This is a genomic window from Pseudomonas sp. 1121_17, assembly GCF_052850745.1.
The window spans coordinates 24,192-39,688 of the sequence record NZ_VXCX01000013.1; the positions used below are offsets into that span (position 1 = coordinate 24,192).

24 protein-coding genes are annotated in these 15,497 nt (G+C 57.2%); 23 read left to right on the forward strand and 1 reads right to left on the reverse strand.

All coding sequences use genetic code 11. The features are described 5' to 3' along the window. The first annotated feature begins 8 nt into the window (after positions 1 to 8). The 23 genes from rpsC to bfr all read left to right on the forward strand — a co-directional run bounded on the left by rpsC (position 9) and on the right by bfr (position 12,512). On the forward strand, positions 9 to 695 hold the full coding sequence (rpsC, locus tag FW789_RS20505; RefSeq protein ID WP_003255481.1) for a 30S ribosomal protein S3: 687 nt from the start codon (positions 9 to 11) through the stop codon (positions 693 to 695). A gap of 12 nt (positions 696 to 707) precedes the next feature. Beyond that, positions 708 to 1,121 carry a 50S ribosomal protein L16 gene (rplP, locus tag FW789_RS20510; RefSeq protein WP_009397508.1) on the forward strand — a complete coding sequence of 138 codons (414 nt, stop codon included), beginning with the start codon at positions 708 to 710 and terminating at the stop codon, positions 1,119 to 1,121. Further along, entirely contained in the window at positions 1,121 to 1,312 is a 192-nt protein-coding gene (gene rpmC / locus FW789_RS20515; protein ID WP_002555481.1) for a 50S ribosomal protein L29, read from the forward strand. Before rplP ends, rpmC begins: the two co-directional genes overlap by 1 nt. A gap of 2 nt (positions 1,313 to 1,314) precedes the next feature. Next, entirely contained in the window at positions 1,315 to 1,581 is a 267-nt protein-coding gene (gene rpsQ / locus FW789_RS20520; RefSeq protein ID WP_101322342.1) for a 30S ribosomal protein S17, read from the forward strand. A 23-nt stretch (positions 1,582 to 1,604) separates the two neighbouring features. Then, the gene (gene rplN / locus FW789_RS20525; RefSeq protein WP_011063774.1) at positions 1,605 to 1,973 is read left to right on the forward strand and encodes a 50S ribosomal protein L14; all 369 of its coding nucleotides are present in this window, start codon (positions 1,605 to 1,607) and stop codon (positions 1,971 to 1,973) included. An 11-nt stretch (positions 1,974 to 1,984) separates the two neighbouring features. Next, positions 1,985 to 2,299 carry a 50S ribosomal protein L24 gene (rplX, locus tag FW789_RS20530; protein WP_003255476.1) on the forward strand — a complete coding sequence of 105 codons (315 nt, stop codon included), beginning with the start codon at positions 1,985 to 1,987 and terminating at the stop codon, positions 2,297 to 2,299. A gap of 20 nt (positions 2,300 to 2,319) precedes the next feature. Beyond that, positions 2,320 to 2,859 (forward strand): 50S ribosomal protein L5, encoded by a 540-nt coding sequence (gene rplE, locus FW789_RS20535; RefSeq protein ID WP_101322341.1) that lies wholly within the window; start codon positions 2,320 to 2,322, stop codon positions 2,857 to 2,859. 13 nt (positions 2,860 to 2,872) lie between these two features. Then, a complete protein-coding gene (gene rpsN / locus FW789_RS20540) occupies positions 2,873 to 3,178 on the forward strand; it encodes a 30S ribosomal protein S14 (protein WP_101322340.1) in 306 nt (101 codons plus the stop codon). Positions 3,179 to 3,381: 203 nt separating this feature from the next. Continuing rightward, complete coding sequence (gene rpsH / locus FW789_RS20545) at positions 3,382 to 3,774, forward strand: 30S ribosomal protein S8 (protein WP_101322339.1); 393 nt, start codon at positions 3,382 to 3,384, stop codon at positions 3,772 to 3,774. A 12-nt stretch (positions 3,775 to 3,786) separates the two neighbouring features. Next, a complete protein-coding gene (rplF, locus tag FW789_RS20550) occupies positions 3,787 to 4,320 on the forward strand; it encodes a 50S ribosomal protein L6 (RefSeq protein ID WP_003255469.1) in 534 nt (177 codons plus the stop codon). 10 nt (positions 4,321 to 4,330) lie between these two features. After that, a complete protein-coding gene (rplR, locus tag FW789_RS20555; protein WP_029614571.1) occupies positions 4,331 to 4,681 on the forward strand; it encodes a 50S ribosomal protein L18 in 351 nt (116 codons plus the stop codon). A 3-nt stretch (positions 4,682 to 4,684) separates the two neighbouring features. Then, on the forward strand, positions 4,685 to 5,185 hold the full coding sequence (gene rpsE, locus FW789_RS20560; protein WP_003255465.1) for a 30S ribosomal protein S5: 501 nt from the start codon (positions 4,685 to 4,687) through the stop codon (positions 5,183 to 5,185). Beyond that, entirely contained in the window at positions 5,185 to 5,364 is a 180-nt protein-coding gene (gene rpmD, locus FW789_RS20565) for a 50S ribosomal protein L30 (protein WP_101322338.1), read from the forward strand. Before rpsE ends, rpmD begins: the two co-directional genes overlap by 1 nt. 3 nt (positions 5,365 to 5,367) lie before the next feature. Beyond that, entirely contained in the window at positions 5,368 to 5,802 is a 435-nt protein-coding gene (rplO, locus tag FW789_RS20570) for a 50S ribosomal protein L15 (protein WP_010220318.1), read from the forward strand. Beyond that, positions 5,803 to 7,134 carry a preprotein translocase subunit SecY gene (gene secY / locus FW789_RS20575; protein WP_101322337.1) on the forward strand — a complete coding sequence of 444 codons (1,332 nt, stop codon included), beginning with the start codon at positions 5,803 to 5,805 and terminating at the stop codon, positions 7,132 to 7,134. Positions 7,135 to 7,162: 28 nt separating this feature from the next. Continuing rightward, on the forward strand, positions 7,163 to 7,279 hold the full coding sequence (gene rpmJ / locus FW789_RS20580) for a 50S ribosomal protein L36 (protein WP_011531897.1): 117 nt from the start codon (positions 7,163 to 7,165) through the stop codon (positions 7,277 to 7,279). Positions 7,280 to 7,410: 131 nt separating this feature from the next. After that, on the forward strand, positions 7,411 to 7,767 hold the full coding sequence (gene rpsM, locus FW789_RS20585; protein ID WP_101322336.1) for a 30S ribosomal protein S13: 357 nt from the start codon (positions 7,411 to 7,413) through the stop codon (positions 7,765 to 7,767). Between the two features lie 30 nt (positions 7,768 to 7,797). Beyond that, the gene (rpsK, locus tag FW789_RS20590) at positions 7,798 to 8,187 is read left to right on the forward strand and encodes a 30S ribosomal protein S11 (protein ID WP_012270237.1); all 390 of its coding nucleotides are present in this window, start codon (positions 7,798 to 7,800) and stop codon (positions 8,185 to 8,187) included. A gap of 15 nt (positions 8,188 to 8,202) precedes the next feature. Then, positions 8,203 to 8,823: a 30S ribosomal protein S4 gene (gene rpsD, locus FW789_RS20595; protein ID WP_101322335.1), complete on the forward strand. Its 621-nt coding sequence runs from the start codon at positions 8,203 to 8,205 to the stop codon at positions 8,821 to 8,823. Positions 8,824 to 8,845: 22 nt separating this feature from the next. After that, positions 8,846 to 9,847, forward strand: a complete 1,002-nt coding sequence (locus tag FW789_RS20600; protein WP_003255452.1) for a DNA-directed RNA polymerase subunit alpha — start codon at positions 8,846 to 8,848, stop codon at positions 9,845 to 9,847. 42 nt (positions 9,848 to 9,889) lie between these two features. Continuing rightward, on the forward strand, positions 9,890 to 10,276 hold the full coding sequence (rplQ, locus tag FW789_RS20605; protein ID WP_003255451.1) for a 50S ribosomal protein L17: 387 nt from the start codon (positions 9,890 to 9,892) through the stop codon (positions 10,274 to 10,276). 170 nt (positions 10,277 to 10,446) lie between these two features. Further along, positions 10,447 to 11,886: a catalase gene (locus FW789_RS20610; protein WP_446431958.1), complete on the forward strand. Its 1,440-nt coding sequence runs from the start codon at positions 10,447 to 10,449 to the stop codon at positions 11,884 to 11,886. 161 nt (positions 11,887 to 12,047) lie between these two features. Further along, positions 12,048 to 12,512: a bacterioferritin gene (gene bfr, locus FW789_RS20615; RefSeq protein ID WP_101322333.1), complete on the forward strand. Its 465-nt coding sequence runs from the start codon at positions 12,048 to 12,050 to the stop codon at positions 12,510 to 12,512. Between the two features lie 74 nt (positions 12,513 to 12,586). On the opposite strand, the gene uvrA is transcribed toward bfr, so the two are convergent. Beyond that, positions 12,587 to 15,421 carry an excinuclease ABC subunit UvrA gene (gene uvrA / locus FW789_RS20620; protein ID WP_181003753.1) on the reverse strand — a complete coding sequence of 945 codons (2,835 nt, stop codon included), beginning with the start codon at positions 15,419 to 15,421 and terminating at the stop codon, positions 12,587 to 12,589. Positions 15,422 to 15,497: the final 76 nt, after the last annotated feature.

A 15,497-nucleotide genomic window follows, 5' to 3' on the forward strand; every position in this document is an offset into this window, starting at 1 on the left:
TCGATCAGATGGGTCAGAAAGTACATCCCACTGGCATTCGCCTGGGAATCGTCAAGGAGCACACGTCCGTCTGGTATGCAGATGGCGCGACTTACGCAGATTACCTGTTGAAGGATCTGAAAACTCGTGAGTACCTCCAAGACAAATTAAAAAGCGCGTCCGTAAGCCGTATCGATATCCATCGTCCGGCCCAAACTGCACGCATCACCATCCACACCGCTCGTCCAGGTATCGTTATCGGGAAGAAAGGTGAAGATGTTGAGAAGCTGCGTCAGGACCTGACCAAGCAGATGGGTGTGCCTGTGCACATCAACATCGAAGAGATCCGCAAGCCGGAACTCGACGCCATGCTGGTTGCGCAAAGCGTAGCTCAGCAGCTGGAGCGCCGCGTAATGTTCCGTCGTGCTATGAAGCGCGCCGTGCAGAACGCCATGCGTATTGGTGCCAAGGGCATCAAGATCCAGGTGAGCGGTCGTCTCGGCGGTGCCGAGATTGCTCGTACCGAGTGGTATCGCGAAGGTCGTGTGCCGTTGCACACCCTGCGTGCTGATATCGACTACAACACCTACGAAGCTCACACCACTTATGGTGTGATCGGTGTGAAGGTTTGGATCTTCAAAGGCGAAGTAATTGGTGGTCGCCAAGAAGAGCTGAAACCACAAGCACCAGCGCCTCGTAAAAAAGCTGCTAAGTAAGGGGTACGCCAAATGTTGCAACCTAAGCGTACAAAATTCCGCAAGCAGATGACCGGCCACAACCGTGGTCTGGCACTGCGCGGTAGCAAGGTCAGCTTCGGCGAATTCGCCTTGAAAGCTGTCGCCCGCGGTCGCCTCACCGCTCGCCAGATCGAGTCTGCACGTCGTGCTTTGACTCGTCACGTTAAGCGTGGCGGCAAGATCTGGATCCGTGTGTTCCCGGACAAGCCGGTTACCAAGAAGCCTCTTGAAGTGCGGATGGGTAAAGGTAAGGGTTCCGTGGAATACTGGGTTGCCCAGATCCAGCCAGGCAAAGTCCTGTATGAGATCGAGGGTGTTTCTGAAGAGCTGGCGCGCGAAGCATTCGCCTTGGCTGCTGCAAAGCTGCCACTCGCCACCTCCTTTGTTAAGCGGACGGTGATGTGATGAAAGCGAATGAACTTCGTGAAAAATCGGCACAGCAGCTGAACGAGCAACTGCTCGGCCTGCTGCGCGACCAGTTCAATCTGCGTATGCAGAAAGCAACTGGCCAGTTGGGGCAGTCGCACCTGCTCTCGCAAGTTAAGCGTGACATCGCTCGCGTGAAAACTGTGCTCAACCAGCAGGCAGGTAAGTGATCATGGCTGAAGCTGAAAAAACCGTCCGTACGCTGACTGGCCGTGTCGTCAGCGACAAAATGGACAAGACCATCACCGTTCTGATCGAGCGTCGCGTAAAGCACCCGATCTACGGTAAATACGTTAAGCGTTCGACTAAGCTGCACGCGCACGACGAAACCAATCAGTGCAAAATCGGCGACAAAGTTTCCATTAGCGAAACTCGTCCGCTGGCCAAGACCAAGTCTTGGGCACTGGTTGAAGTCCTCGAACGCGCTGTTGAAGTCTAAGGGCTAGGGGTCGGAGAAATTTTATGATTCAGACTCAATCCATGCTCGATGTGGCCGATAACAGCGGCGCTCGTCGCGTCATGTGCATCAAGGTGCTCGGCGGTTCCCACCGTCGTTACGCCGGCATCGGTGACATCATCAAAGTAACCGTCAAGGAAGCAATTCCGCGCGGTAAGGTCAAAAAAGGCCAGGTGATGACCGCCGTAGTCGTACGTACCCGTCATGGTGTACGTCGCGCTGACGGTTCCATCATTCGTTTCGACGGTAACGCTGCTGTTCTGCTGAACAACAAGCAAGAGCCGATCGGCACTCGCATCTTCGGGCCAGTGACCCGTGAACTTCGCAACGAGAAGTTCATGAAGATCGTCTCGCTCGCCCCTGAAGTGCTCTAAGGAGATCCGACATGCAAAAGATTCGTCGTGACGACGAGATCATCGTGATCGCCGGCAAAGACAAAGGTAAGCGCGGTAAGGTGCTGAAGGTTCTCGCTGACGACCGTCTGGTCATCGGTGGTGTAAACCTGGTCAAGCGCCATACCAAGCCTAACCCGATGGCGGGCGTACAGGGCGGTATCGTCGAGAAAGAAGCGCCTCTGCACGCTTCCAACGTTGCCATTTTCAATGGTGAAACCAACAAGGCTGACCGCGTTGGCTTCAAGGTTGAAGACGGCAAGAAAATTCGTGTCTTCAAGTCGACCCAGAAAGCGGTTGATGCTTGAACACTGCTAGGTAGAAGACAATGGCACGACTCAAAGAGATTTACCGGAACGAAATCGCTCCCAAGCTTAAGGAAGAACTTAAGCTCGCGAACGTGATGGAAGTTCCACGCGTAACCAAGATCACCCTGAACATGGGTCTGGGCGAAGCTGTCGGTGACAAAAAAGTCATCGAAAACGCTGTAGCCGACCTGGAAAAGATCACCGGTCAAAAGCCGGTCGTGACTTTCGCTCGCAAGTCGATTGCGGGTTTCAAGGTTCGTGAAGGTTGGCCGATCGGCGTTAAAGTTACTCTGCGCCGTGACCGTATGTACGAGTTCCTGGACCGCCTGCTGGCGATCTCCCTGCCTCGGGTTCGCGACTTCCGCGGCCTGAATGCCAAGTCCTTCGATGGTCGTGGCAACTACAGCATGGGCGTGAAAGAGCAGATCATCTTCCCGGAAATCGACTACGACAAGATCGATGCTCTGCGCGGTCTGGACATTACCCTGACCACCACTGCTCGTTCGGATGACGAAGGCCGCGCTCTGCTGCGTGCATTCAAATTCCCGTTCCGCAACTGATTGGAGTAGGAAAATGGCCAAGAAGAGCATGAAAAACCGCGAGCTGAAGCGTCAGCTCACGGTAGCCAAGTACGCCAAAAAGCGTGCCGAGCTGAAAGCGACCATCGTCAACCTGAACGCATCGCCAGAAGAGCGTTATGCCGCCGTCGTCGCACTGCAAAAGCAGCCGCGTGACGCCAGCGCCGCTCGTCTGCGCAACCGTTGCCGCCTGACCGGCCGTCCTCACGGTGTATACCGTAAGTTTGGTCTGGGCCGTAACATGCTGCGTCAAGCTGCAATGCGTGGTGACGTACCAGGTCTGGTTAAAGCCAGCTGGTAAGCACCAGGGTTCTGGCGGAAGGGGAGCAATCTTCCGACCGCCGGTGACCTCGCTTCTAAACAAGCCCCTATATGGGGCTTGTTTCGTTTCTAGGTTGTGTCTAGAATGATCGGCTCACCCGAGCCCGGGTCTTTTGTCCTGGGTGCTTGGGTGGTTGTGATAGCCGAGAGGCTAATAATTCTTGTATCAGGAGCATCTAGCCCATGAGTATGCAGGACCCGTTAGCGGACATGCTAACTCGCATCCGTAATGCCCAGATGGCTGAAAAGTCCGTCGTAAGCATGCCTTCTTCGACTCTGAAGGTTGCGGTTGCCCAAGTTCTGAAGGACGAAGGTTACATCGCTGGTTACCAGGTAAGCAGCGAAGTCAAACCCTCCCTGTCGATCGAGCTGAAGTACTTCGAAGGCCGTCCGGTCATCGAAGAGCTGAAGCGCGCCAGCCGACCAGGCCTGCGTCAGTACAAGGCCGTTACAGATCTGCCGAAAGTTCGTGGCGGTCTGGGCGTGTCTATCGTCTCCACCAACAAAGGTGTGATGACGGATCGTGCTGCACGTGCCGCCGGTGTTGGTGGCGAAGTTCTGTGCACAGTGTTCTAAGGGGGGATAAGCATGTCTCGCGTCGCTAAGAACCCCGTAAAGCTGCCGTCCGGTGTCGAAGTCAAATTCGCCGGCCAACAGCTTTCGGTGAAGGGTGCCAAGGGCACTCTCGAACTGAACGTTCATTCGTCTGTTGAAGTTACCGAAGAGTCTGGTGAGCTGCGTTTTGTCGCTCGCAATGGTGACCAGCAAGCTCGCGCCATGGCCGGTACTACCCGCGCTCTGGTGAACAACATGGTCCAAGGCGTAAGCCAAGGCTTCGAGCGCAAGCTCCAGCTGGTCGGTGTTGGTTACAAGGCTCAGGCCAAAGGCACCGTCCTGAACCTGGCTCTGGGCTTCTCTCACCCAGTAGACTACGAGCTTCCAGCCGGCATCACCGCTGAAACGCCTAGCCAGACCGATATCCTGATCAAGGGCATCGACAAGCAGCTGGTAGGTCAGGTGGCCGCTGAAATCCGCGACTTCCGTCCACCAGAGCCGTACAAAGGCAAAGGTGTGCGTTACGCGGACGAAGTCGTCCGTCGTAAAGAAGCCAAGAAGAAGTAGGGCCTAGCAAATGACCGACAAAAAAGTTACTCGACTGCGTCGCGCTCGCAAAGCACGCCTGAAAATGCACGAGCTCGAAGCCGTGCGTTTGTGCGTGTTCCGCTCCTCGCAGCACATTTATGCCCAAGTCATCTCGGCCGACGGCAGCAAGGTTCTGGCAAGCGCCTCTACCTTGGACAAAGACCTGCGTGATGGCGCCACCGGCAACATCGACGCGGCCACTAAGGTTGGCAAGCTGGTAGCTGAGCGCGCGAAAGCCGCCGGTGTATCTCAAGTTGCCTTTGACCGTTCCGGCTTCAAGTACCATGGCCGCGTCAAAGCGCTGGCTGATGCTGCTCGTGAAGGCGGGCTGGAGTTCTAAGTTATGGCAAATAACGATCAAAAGCGCGACGAAGGCTACATCGAGAAGCTGGTTCAAGTTAACCGCGTAGCCAAGACCGTCAAAGGCGGCCGTATCTTCACCTTCACCGCGTTGACCGTGGTTGGTGATGGTAAGGGCCGTGTAGGCTTCGGCCGTGGCAAATCGCGCGAAGTACCAGCCGCGATCCAGAAAGCCATGGAAGCTGCCCGTCGCAACATGATTCAGGTTGACCTGAAAGGCACCACTCTGCAGTACGCCACCAAGGCCGCCCACGGCGCCTCGAAGGTTTACATGCAGCCTGCCTCCGAAGGTACCGGTATCATCGCTGGCGGCGCTATGCGTGCTGTCCTGGAAGTTGCTGGTGTCCAGAACGTTCTGGCCAAGTGCTACGGTTCGACCAACCCAGTGAACGTGGTTTACGCCACCTTCAAGGGTCTGAAGGCCATGCAATCTCCTGAATCCATTGCTGCCAAGCGCGGCAAGAGCGTTGAGGAGATCTTCTAATGGCTGCCACCGTTAAAGTCACGCTGATCAAAAGCACCGCCGGCCGTCTGCCTAACCACAAACTGTGTGTTAAAGGCCTGGGTCTGCGTCGCATTGGTCACACCGTAGAAGTACTTGATACTCCCGAGAATCGCGGGATGATCAACAAGGCTTACTACATGCTGCGCGTCGAGGGTTAATCGATGAAACTCAATGATCTGAGTCCAGCGCCGGGTTCCCGTCGCGAGAAGCATCGTCCGGGTCGTGGTATCGGTAGCGGTTTGGGTAAGACTGGTGGCCGCGGCCACAAAGGTCAGACCTCCCGTTCCGGTGGCACCATCGCTCCGGGCTTCGAAGGCGGTCAACAGCCGCTGCACCGTCGTCTGCCGAAATTCGGCTTCGTTTCGCTGAAAGCCATGGACCGCGCAGAAGTGCGTCTGTCCGAGCTGGCCAAAGTGGAAGGCGATGTTGTCACCGTGCAATCCTTGAAGGATGCCAACGTGATCAACCAGAACGTACAGCGTGTGAAAATCATGCTGTCTGGCGAAGTCACTCGCGCAGTTACCATCAAGGGCATCGCAGCCACCAAAGGTGCGCGTGCGGCTATCGAAGCAGCTGGCGGCAAATTCGAGGAATAAATGGCTAAGCAAGGTGCTCTCTCTTCGCTCGGTAAGGGCGGGATGTCGGAACTCTGGGCTCGTCTGCGCTTTCTGTTCATGGCGATCATCGTCTATCGAATAGGTGCGCATATCCCGGTGCCTGGCATCAACCCGGACCGTCTGGCGGATCTGTTTCGACAGAATGAGGGGACCATTCTTAGCTTGTTCAACATGTTTTCCGGTGGTGCGCTTGAGCGCATGAGCATCTTTGCACTGGGGATCATGCCGTACATCTCGGCATCGATCATCATGCAGCTCATGACCGCTGTCAGCCCACAGCTGGAGCAGTTGAAGAAGGAAGGTGAAGCTGGCCGTCGCAAGATCAGCCAGTACACCCGCTACCTCACTGTAATCCTGGCATTGGTTCAAGCGATTGGCATGTCCATTGGCTTGGCCAACCAGGGCGTGGCGTTCTCTGCAAGCCTTGGCTTCCATGTGGTTGCCGTCTCCACCTTCGTGGCAGGCGCAATGTTCATGATGTGGCTGGGTGAGCAGATTACCGAGCGCGGTGTGGGCAACGGTATCTCGATGTTGATTTTCGCGGGTATCGTTGCCGGTCTTCCGAGAGCAATCGGGCAGTCTTTCGAGTCTGCGCGCACAGGCGATATCAACATTTTCGCCCTGGTCGCTATCGGTTTGCTGGCAGTAGCGATTATCGGTTTTGTGGTGTTCATTGAGCGTGGTCAGCGTCGAATCGCCGTTCACTACGCCAAGCGTCAGCAGGGCCGCAAGGTCTTTGCTGCGCAGACCAGCCACTTGCCGCTCAAGGTGAACATGGCAGGGGTAATCCCGGCTATTTTCGCCAGCAGCATTCTGCTGTTCCCGGCTTCGCTGGGTGCCTGGTTCGGTCAGTCTGAAGGTATGGGCTGGCTGCAAGACATCTCGCAGTCGATCGCTCCTGGTCAGCCGTTGAACATTTTGCTGTTTAGTGCAGGGATCATTTTCTTCTGCTTCTTCTACACAGCGTTGATGTTCAACCCGAAAGACGTAGCGGAAAACCTGAAGAAGTCCGGTGCCTTTATTCCGGGTATCCGTCCTGGTGAGCAGTCGGCGCGCTACATTGATGGCGTTCTGACTCGTCTGACCATGTTCGGTGCTCTTTACATGATGGCCGTATGCCTTCTGCCCCAGTTCCTTGTGGTGGCTGCAAACGTGCCGTTCTATCTCGGCGGGACGTCGTTGTTGATCGTGGTAGTGGTTGTGATGGACTTCATGTCCCAAGTACAATCCCACCTCGTTTCGCACCAGTACGAATCCCTGATGAAGAAAGCCAACCTGAAAGGCTATGGCGGCAGCAGCTTGCTGCGCTGACAGGCCCCTAAGGTTCGAGGAGTTGGTCATGAAAGTTCGTGCATCGGTGAAAAAGCTGTGCCGTAACTGCAAGATTATTCGCCGCGAAGGTATCGTGCGAGTAATTTGCAGCGCGGAACCGCGTCACAAGCAGCGCCAAGGCTGAGTGTGATCCGCGCTACAAGCCCAGCAGCTAGTGCGCTGCTGGGTTGATTAATTGTTTCTACAGCGATATTATCTCGCGCCCTATTTCTTGGCTTCCGGGGCGTAGGTAGCTGTCAATTGGAGTCCCACTGAATGGCCCGTATTGCAGGCGTCAACATTCCAGATAACAAGCACACTGTTATCTCGCTGACCTACATCTATGGTGTCGGTCGCACAACTGCACAGAAGATTTGTGCAGACACTGGGGTTAACCCAGCCGCAAAGATCAAGGATCTGAGCGACGAGCAGATTGAAACGCTGCGTAGCGAAGTCGCCAAGTTCACCACTGAAGGTGATCTGCGCCGTGACATCAACATGAAGATCAAACGCTTGATGGACCTGGGCTGCTACCGCGGTCTGCGCCATCGTAAAGGTCTGCCGGTTCGCGGTCAGCGCACCAAGACCAATGCACGCACCCGTAAGGGCCCGCGTAAGCCGATCCGCAAGTAATCGCACCAGCGAATCGACAGGAAAATAGACATGGCAAAACCTGCTGCTCGTCCTCGTAAAAAAATCAAAAAGACAGTGGTTGATGGCATCGCCCACATCCACGCGTCTTTCAACAACACCATCGTGACCATCACCGACCGTCAGGGCAATGCTTTGTCCTGGGCAACGTCCGGTGGTTCGGGTTTCCGTGGTTCGCGCAAATCCACCCCGTTTGCAGCTCAGATTGCTGCTGAACGAGCTGGTCAAGCTGCGCTGGAATACGGTCTGAAAAACCTCGACGTAAACGTCAAGGGTCCAGGTCCAGGTCGTGAGTCCGCCGTTCGTGCTTTGAACAGCTGCGGCTACAAGATCGCCAGCATCACCGACGTGACGCCAATCCCGCATAACGGGTGCCGTCCGCCGAAGAAGCGTCGCGTGTAATCAGGAGACAGATAAATGGCACGTTACATTGGTCCAAAATGCAAACTGTCTCGCCGTGAAGGCACTGACCTTTTCCTGAAGAGCGGCGTTCGCGCTCTGGAATCGAAGTGCAACATCGAAGCAGCCCCAGGTATCCACGGCCAGCGCCGTGGCCGTCAGTCCGACTACGGTACCCAGCTGCGCGAGAAACAAAAAGTCCGTCGTATCTACGGTGTTCTGGAGCGTCAGTTCCGCGGTTACTACCAAGCTGCAGCCTCGAAAAAAGGCGCAACTGGTGAGAACCTGCTGCAACTGCTCGAGTGCCGTCTGGATAACGTCGTTTACCGTATGGGCTTCGGCTCGACTCGTTCCGAGTCGCGTCAGCTGGTTTCGCACAAAGCGATCAGCGTCAACGGTAAGACTGTAAACATTCCATCTTACCAAGTTCGTCCGGGTGACGTGGTCTCGGTTCGTGAGAAATCGCTGAACCAGCTGCGCATTGTTCAAGCCCTTGAACTGTGCTCTCAGCGCGGCCGCGTTGAGTGGGTAGACGTGGATGCTGCTAAAAAGTCGGGCGTTTTCAAGAACGTTCCTGCTCGCAGCGACCTGTCTGCCGACATCAACGAAAACCTGATTGTCGAGCTCTACTCCAAGTAAGGGCTAGAAAATAGGTGCATCCATGCAGATTTCGGTAAATGAGTTCCTGACTCCCCGCCACATTGATGTGCAGGTAGTCAGTCCGACCCGCGCCAAGATTACGCTCGAGCCTCTCGAGCGTGGTTTCGGCCATACCCTGGGCAACGCGCTGCGCCGCATCCTGTTGTCCTCCATGCCTGGCTGTGCAGTAGTCGAGGCCGAGATCGATGGCGTACTCCATGAGTACTCCGCGATCGAAGGTGTACAGGAAGACGTAATTGAAATCCTGTTGAACCTGAAAGGCCTGGCTATCAAACTGCACGGTCGTGACGAAGTTACGCTGACCTTGTCGAAAAAGGGTTCGGGGGTGGTTACCGCTGCCGATATTCAGCTGGATCACGATGTCGAGATCGTCAACCCCGATCACGTAATCGCGAACCTGGCGTCCAACGGCGCCCTGAACATGAAGCTCACTGTAGCTCGTGGTCGCGGTTACGAGCCGGCCGACTCTCGTCAGACTGACGAAGATGAAAGCCGCAGCATTGGCCGTCTTCAGCTGGACGCTTCGTTCAGCCCGGTGCGTCGTATCGCCTATGTGGTCGAAAACGCCCGTGTTGAGCAGCGTACCAACCTGGACAAGCTGGTCATTGATCTGGAAACCAACGGTACTCTGGACCCAGAAGAGGCAATCCGTCGTGCCGCGACCATCCTGCAACAGCAGCTGGCCGCGTTCGTGGATCTCAAAGGTGACAGTGAGCCGGTAGTGGTCGAGCAGGAAGACGAGATCGATCCGATCCTGCTGCGTCCGGTTGACGACCTGGAACTGACCGTACGGTCTGCCAACTGCCTCAAGGCGGAGAACATCTACTACATCGGCGACCTGATTCAGCGCACCGAAGTAGAGCTGTTGAAAACTCCTAACCTGGGCAAGAAGTCCCTGACTGAAATCAAGGACGTTTTGGCTTCCCGTGGTCTGTCCCTCGGCATGCGCCTCGACAACTGGCCGCCTGCAAGTCTTAAGAAGGACGACAAGGCGACTGCCTGATCGTCGTAATCACCGAACGTAGTGTTTGGTAAGGAATGAATCATGCGTCATCGTAAAAGTGGACGTCACCTGAGCCGTACCAGCTCTCACCGCAAGGCTATGTTCCAGAACATGGCAGTGTCGTTGATCGAGCACGAGCTGATCAAAACTACTCTGCCAAAAGCCAAGGAACTGCGCCGCGTTGCCGAGCCGCTGATCACCCTGGCCAAGGAAGATAGCGTAGCCAACCGTCGTCTGGCTTTCGACCGTACCCGTTCGAAATCCGCTGTTGGCAAGCTCTTCAACGATCTGGGCAAGCGCTACGCCACCCGTCAGGGCGGCTACCTGCGTATCCTGAAGTGCGGTTTCCGCGCTGGCGACAACGCGCCTATGGCGTACGTCGAGCTGGTTGATCGTCCAGTCGGTGGTGCTGTAGAAGCTGCCGAGTAAGACGTTCTGTCTGCTACAAAAAACCGGGCCTAGTGCCCGGTTTTTTGTGTCTGTAATTATTGTTAATTCCTATCGCCGCTACTCGATCAATGAATTAGCTCTTGTCATGCCGCTCCCCGATACTGTCCGCAAGCCGACAAACGGCAGATCAAGACCGTCAAGGAGAGCCCATGAGCAAGATTCTTACCACCGCCAGCGGTGCACCTGTAGCTGACAACCAGAATTCCCGTTCGGCCGGCCCTCGCGGCCCGCTGCTGCTCGACGACTTCCACCTGCTGGAAAAACTCGCCCACTTCAACCGCGAGAACATCCCTGAGCGCCGTGTGCACGCCAAGGGCTCTGGCGCCTACGGTACCTTCACCGTATCCCGCGATATCACCCGCTACACCTGCGCCAAACTGTTCGACAAGGTTGGCAAGCAAACCGAGACCTTTTTGCGGTTCTCCACCGTAGGTGGCGAGCGCGGCTCGGCTGACACCGAGCGTGACCCGCGTGGCTTCGCGCTCAAGTTCTACACCGAGGAAGGCAATTGGGACATCGTGGGCAACAACACCCCGGTGTTTTTCATCCGCGACCCGCTGAAGTTTCCTGACTTCATCCACACGCAGAAGCGCCATCCGCAGAGCAACCTGAAGAACGCCCAGATGATGTGGGACTTCTGGTCGCATTCGCCTGAGGCGCTGCACCAGGTCACGATCCTGTTCTCTGATCGGGGTATCCCGGACGGCTACCGTCACATGCACGGCTTCGGCAGCCATACCTACAGCCTGATCAGCGCGAGCGGTGAGCGCACCTGGGTCAAATGGCACTACAAGACTCAGCAGGGCATCAAGAACCTGGCACCGGCCGAAGCAGCGCGTCTGGCGGGTACTGACCCTGATTACGCCCAGCGTGACCTGTTCGAGGCGATTGAACGCGGTGACTATCCTCGCTGGACTGTGTGCATTCAGGTCATGAGCGGGGAGCAGGCAGCCAATCGGGCGGAGAATCCTTTCGATGTGACCAAGACCTGGTCGCAGAAGGAATTCCCGTTGATCGAGGTTGGCGTACTTGAGCTCAACCGCAACCCGCTCAACTACTTTGCCGAAGTCGAGCAAGCCACCTTCGGCCCGAGCAACATGGTTCCAGGTGTCGGCCTGTCGCCAGACCGGATGCTGCAGGGGCGTGTGTTTGCCTACGCCGATGCGCACCGCTACCGCGTAGGCACCAATCACCAGCATCTGCCGGTCAACGCCGCTCGCAGCCCGGTGAACAGCTATCAGCGCGATGGCGCGATGGCTTTCGGTAGCTATGGCAGTGCGCCCAACTACGAGCCGAACAGCTACAGCGACGCGCCCAAGCAGTCGCCGCAGCATGCCGAGCCGGCGCTTGCCCTGAACGGCGCAGCCGATCGTCACGACCACCGTGAGGACGGCGATTACTACAGCCACGCCGGCGCCTTGTTCCGCTTGATGAGCCCTGAGCAGCAAACACTGCTGATCAACAACATTGCCGGCACCATGGCGGGTGTCAGCGCAGTTGTGGTGATGCGCCAGTTGCAGCACTTCTCCAAGGCAGATCCAGCCTACGGCGAAGGAGTTGCGAAGGCGTTGGGGCTGAATCTCGCCTGACTCGGAATGATAAGTAGAACCGCCCTCATTTGGGCGGTTTTTCAATGAATATCACTACTGTTTAGGCGTTTTTTTGCATGTTATTGCGCGTTTTTCAGTGACCTTGCAGCAGTCCTGGTTCACACTATGCACATAGCGCTTTCACATGGAGAACCAGGGCGATGCAAGGTCACCCGGACGTAATCGATTACCTCAACACGTTGCTCACCGGCGAGCTGGCAGCACGTGATCAGTATTTCATTCATTCGCGCATGTACGAAGACTGGGGCTTGTCCAAGCTCTACGAGCGCATCAACCATGAAATGGAAGAAGAGGCGCAACACGCCGACGCCCTGATGCGCCGCATTCTCATGCTGGAAGGCACCCCGCGCATGCGTCCGGATGATCTGGACGTGGGCACCACTGTGCCGGAAATGCTCGCAGCCGACTTGCGCCTCGAGTACAAGGTGCGCGCAGCGTTGTGCAAAGGCATTGAGTTGTGCGAAACGCACAAGGATTACATCAGCCGCGACATCCTGCGTCAGCAGTTGGCAGATACCGAAGAAGATCACACTTATTGGCTGGAAAAGCAGCAGGGTCTGATCAAGGTCATCGGCCTGCAGAACTACCTGCAATCGCAGATGTAATCAGCTTGCCGTAAGGGCTGCACGGTTGTAAAAAAGCCCCCGGTAGCGCGCTACCGGGGGCTTTTTTTGTAGGCTTACGCCCGGTCACGCTCCAGCAACGGCTTGAGGTAGTGGCCGGTATACGACTGCTTCATCTTGGTCACCTCTTCAGGCGTACCCACCGCGATGATCTGGCCGCCCTTGGAGCCGCCCTCCGGGCCGAGGTCGACCAGCCAGTCGGCGGTCTTGATCACGTCCAGATTGTGCTCGATCACCACTACGGTGTTGCCGTGATCGCGCAAGCGGTGCAGTACATCGAGCAACTGCTGGATATCGGCGAAGTGCAGGCCGGTAGTCGGTTCATCGAGGATGTACAGCGTCTTGCCGGTATCGCGCTTGGACAGCTCGCGTGACAGCTTGACCCGCTGCGCCTCGCCCCCGGAGAGGGTCGTGGCCGACTGACCAAGCTTGATGTACGACAGGCCGACATCCACCAGCGTCTGCAGCTTGCGCGCCAGCGCCGGCACTGCATCGAAGAATGCGCGGGCATCCTCGATGGTCATTTCCAGCACCTCGTGGATGTTCTTTCCTTTGTACTTGATCTCCAGCGTCTCGCGGTTGTAGCGCTTGCTCTTGCACACGTCGCAGGGCACGTAGATGTCCGGCAGGAAGTGCATCTCGACCTTGATCAGGCCATCGCCCTGACACGCTTCGCAGCGGCCGCCCTTGACGTTGAACGAGAACCGTCCCGGACCATAACCGCGCGCACGCGACTCGGGCACCCCTGCAAACAGCTCGCGCACCGGCGTGAAGATGCCGGTATAGGTCGCCGGGTTGGAGCGTGGGGTGCGGCCAATCGGGCTCTGGTCGATGTCGACCACTTTGTCCAGATGCTGCAGGCCGTCCATGCTGCTGTGTGCGGCGGCCTCATGGCTGGTAGCGCCGTTCAGCGCAGTCGCCGCCAGTGGGAATAGCGTGTTGTTGATCAACGTCGACTTGCCCGACCCGGAGACACCGGTCACGCAAGTCAGCAAGCCGATCGGGATTTCCAGATCGACGTTCTGCAGGTTGTTGCCACGCGCGCCTTTGAGCTTGAGCGACAGCTTCTTGTCACGGGGGGTGCGCTTGGCCGGCACAGCGATCTTCTTGCGCCCGGACAAGTAGGCACCGGTCAGTGAATCAGGGTGGTCCATGACCTCCTGTGGCGTGCCTTCGGCAACGATCTGGCCACCGTGTACACCAGCGCCCGGGCCGATGTCGACAACGTAGTCAGCCAGGCGAATGGCGTCCTCGTCGTGCTCCACCACGATCACCGTGTTGCCCAGATCGCGCAAGTGATTGAGCGTGCCGAGCAAGCGGTCGTTATCGCGCTGATGCAAGCCAATCGAAGGCTCGTCGAGGATATACATGACGCCGACCAGGCCCGCGCCAATTTGGCTGGCCAGGCGAATACGCTGCGCCTCGCCGCCAGAGAGGGTGTCGGCACTGCGATCCAGGGTCAGGTAATCAAGGCCGACGTTGACCAGAAACTGCAGACGCTCGCAAATCTCCTTGAGAATCTTCGAAGCGATCTCGCCGCGGCGACCGGTCAGGGTCAGCTCGCTGAAGTAGGTACTGGCATCGCCAATCGGCAGGTTGGTCACCGCCGGCAGGGTTTTCTCGCCAACCCATACATGCCGCGACTCACGGCGCAGGCGGGTGCCACGACAGTCCGGGCATGGCTGCGTACCGAGGAACTTGGCCAGCTCTTCACGTACCGTGGCCGACTCGGTCTCGCGGTAACGTCGCTCCAGATTCGGCACGATGCCTTCAAACGGGTGCGAGCGCTTGACGATATCGCCACGGTCATTCAGGTATTTGAAGTCGACGTTCTGCTTACCGCTGCCCTGCAGAATGATCTTTTGATCCTCTGCTGCCAGTTCAGCGAACGGTTGTTCCAGGCTGAAGCCAAAATGCGCGGCAAGCGAGCCAAGCATCTGGAAGTAGTACACGTTGCGCCGGTCCCAGCCACGGATCGCGCCCTCGGCCAGGGTCAGCTCGGTGTTGACCAGGCGCTTGGTGTCGAAGTACTGCTTCACGCCCAGGCCATCGCAGGTCGGGCACGCGCCAGCCGGGTTGTTGAAGGAGAACAACTTGGGTTCCAGCTCGCTGATCGCATGGCCGCAGACCGGGCAGGCGAAGCGCGCAGAGAAGATGATTTCTTCGCCTGGCTCGTCGTCCATCGGCGCTACCAGGGCAATCCCGTCAGCCAGTTTCAGCGCGGTCTCGAACGACTCGGCCAGGCGCTGCTGCAGGTCGCTACGGACCTTGAAGCGGTCGACCACGACATCGATGCTGTGTTTTTTCTGTTTCTCGAGGGTCGGCAGCTCGTCCATCTCGTACAGCTTGCCGTTGACCCGCACACGCACAAAGCCCTGCGCGCGCAGCTCGTCGAACACCGCCAGGTGCTCGCCCTTGCGCTCGCGGATGACCGGCGCCAGCAGCATCAGCTTGCTGCCTTCAGGTTGATCGAGCACCAGGTCGACCATCTGGCTGACCGTTTGCGCTTCCAGCGGGATGTCATGGTCCGGGCAGCGCGGGGTACCTACCCGTGCATACAGCAGACGCAGGTAGTCGTAGATTTCGGTAATAGTGCCGACCGTCGAGCGCGGGTTGTGCGAGGTCGATTTCTGCTCGATCGAGATTGCCGGAGAAAGCCCCTCGATGGTGTCGACGTCGGGCTTTTCCATCATCGACAGGAATTGCCGGGCGTAAGCCGACAACGACTCGACATAACGGCGTTGACCCTCAGCGTAGAGGGTGTCGAAAGCCAGCGATGACTTGCCGGAACCGGACAAACCGGTGATCACGATCAACTTGTCCCGGGGCAGGGTCAGGTCGATGTTCTTCAGGTTATGGGTACGTGCCCCACGAATCAGAATCTTGTCCACTGCGGCCTCGCTTGGCGGGCATAAACATAGAAGTATACGGCGCGCTGCCATTACGCGGCAAAGCGTCGCGTATATG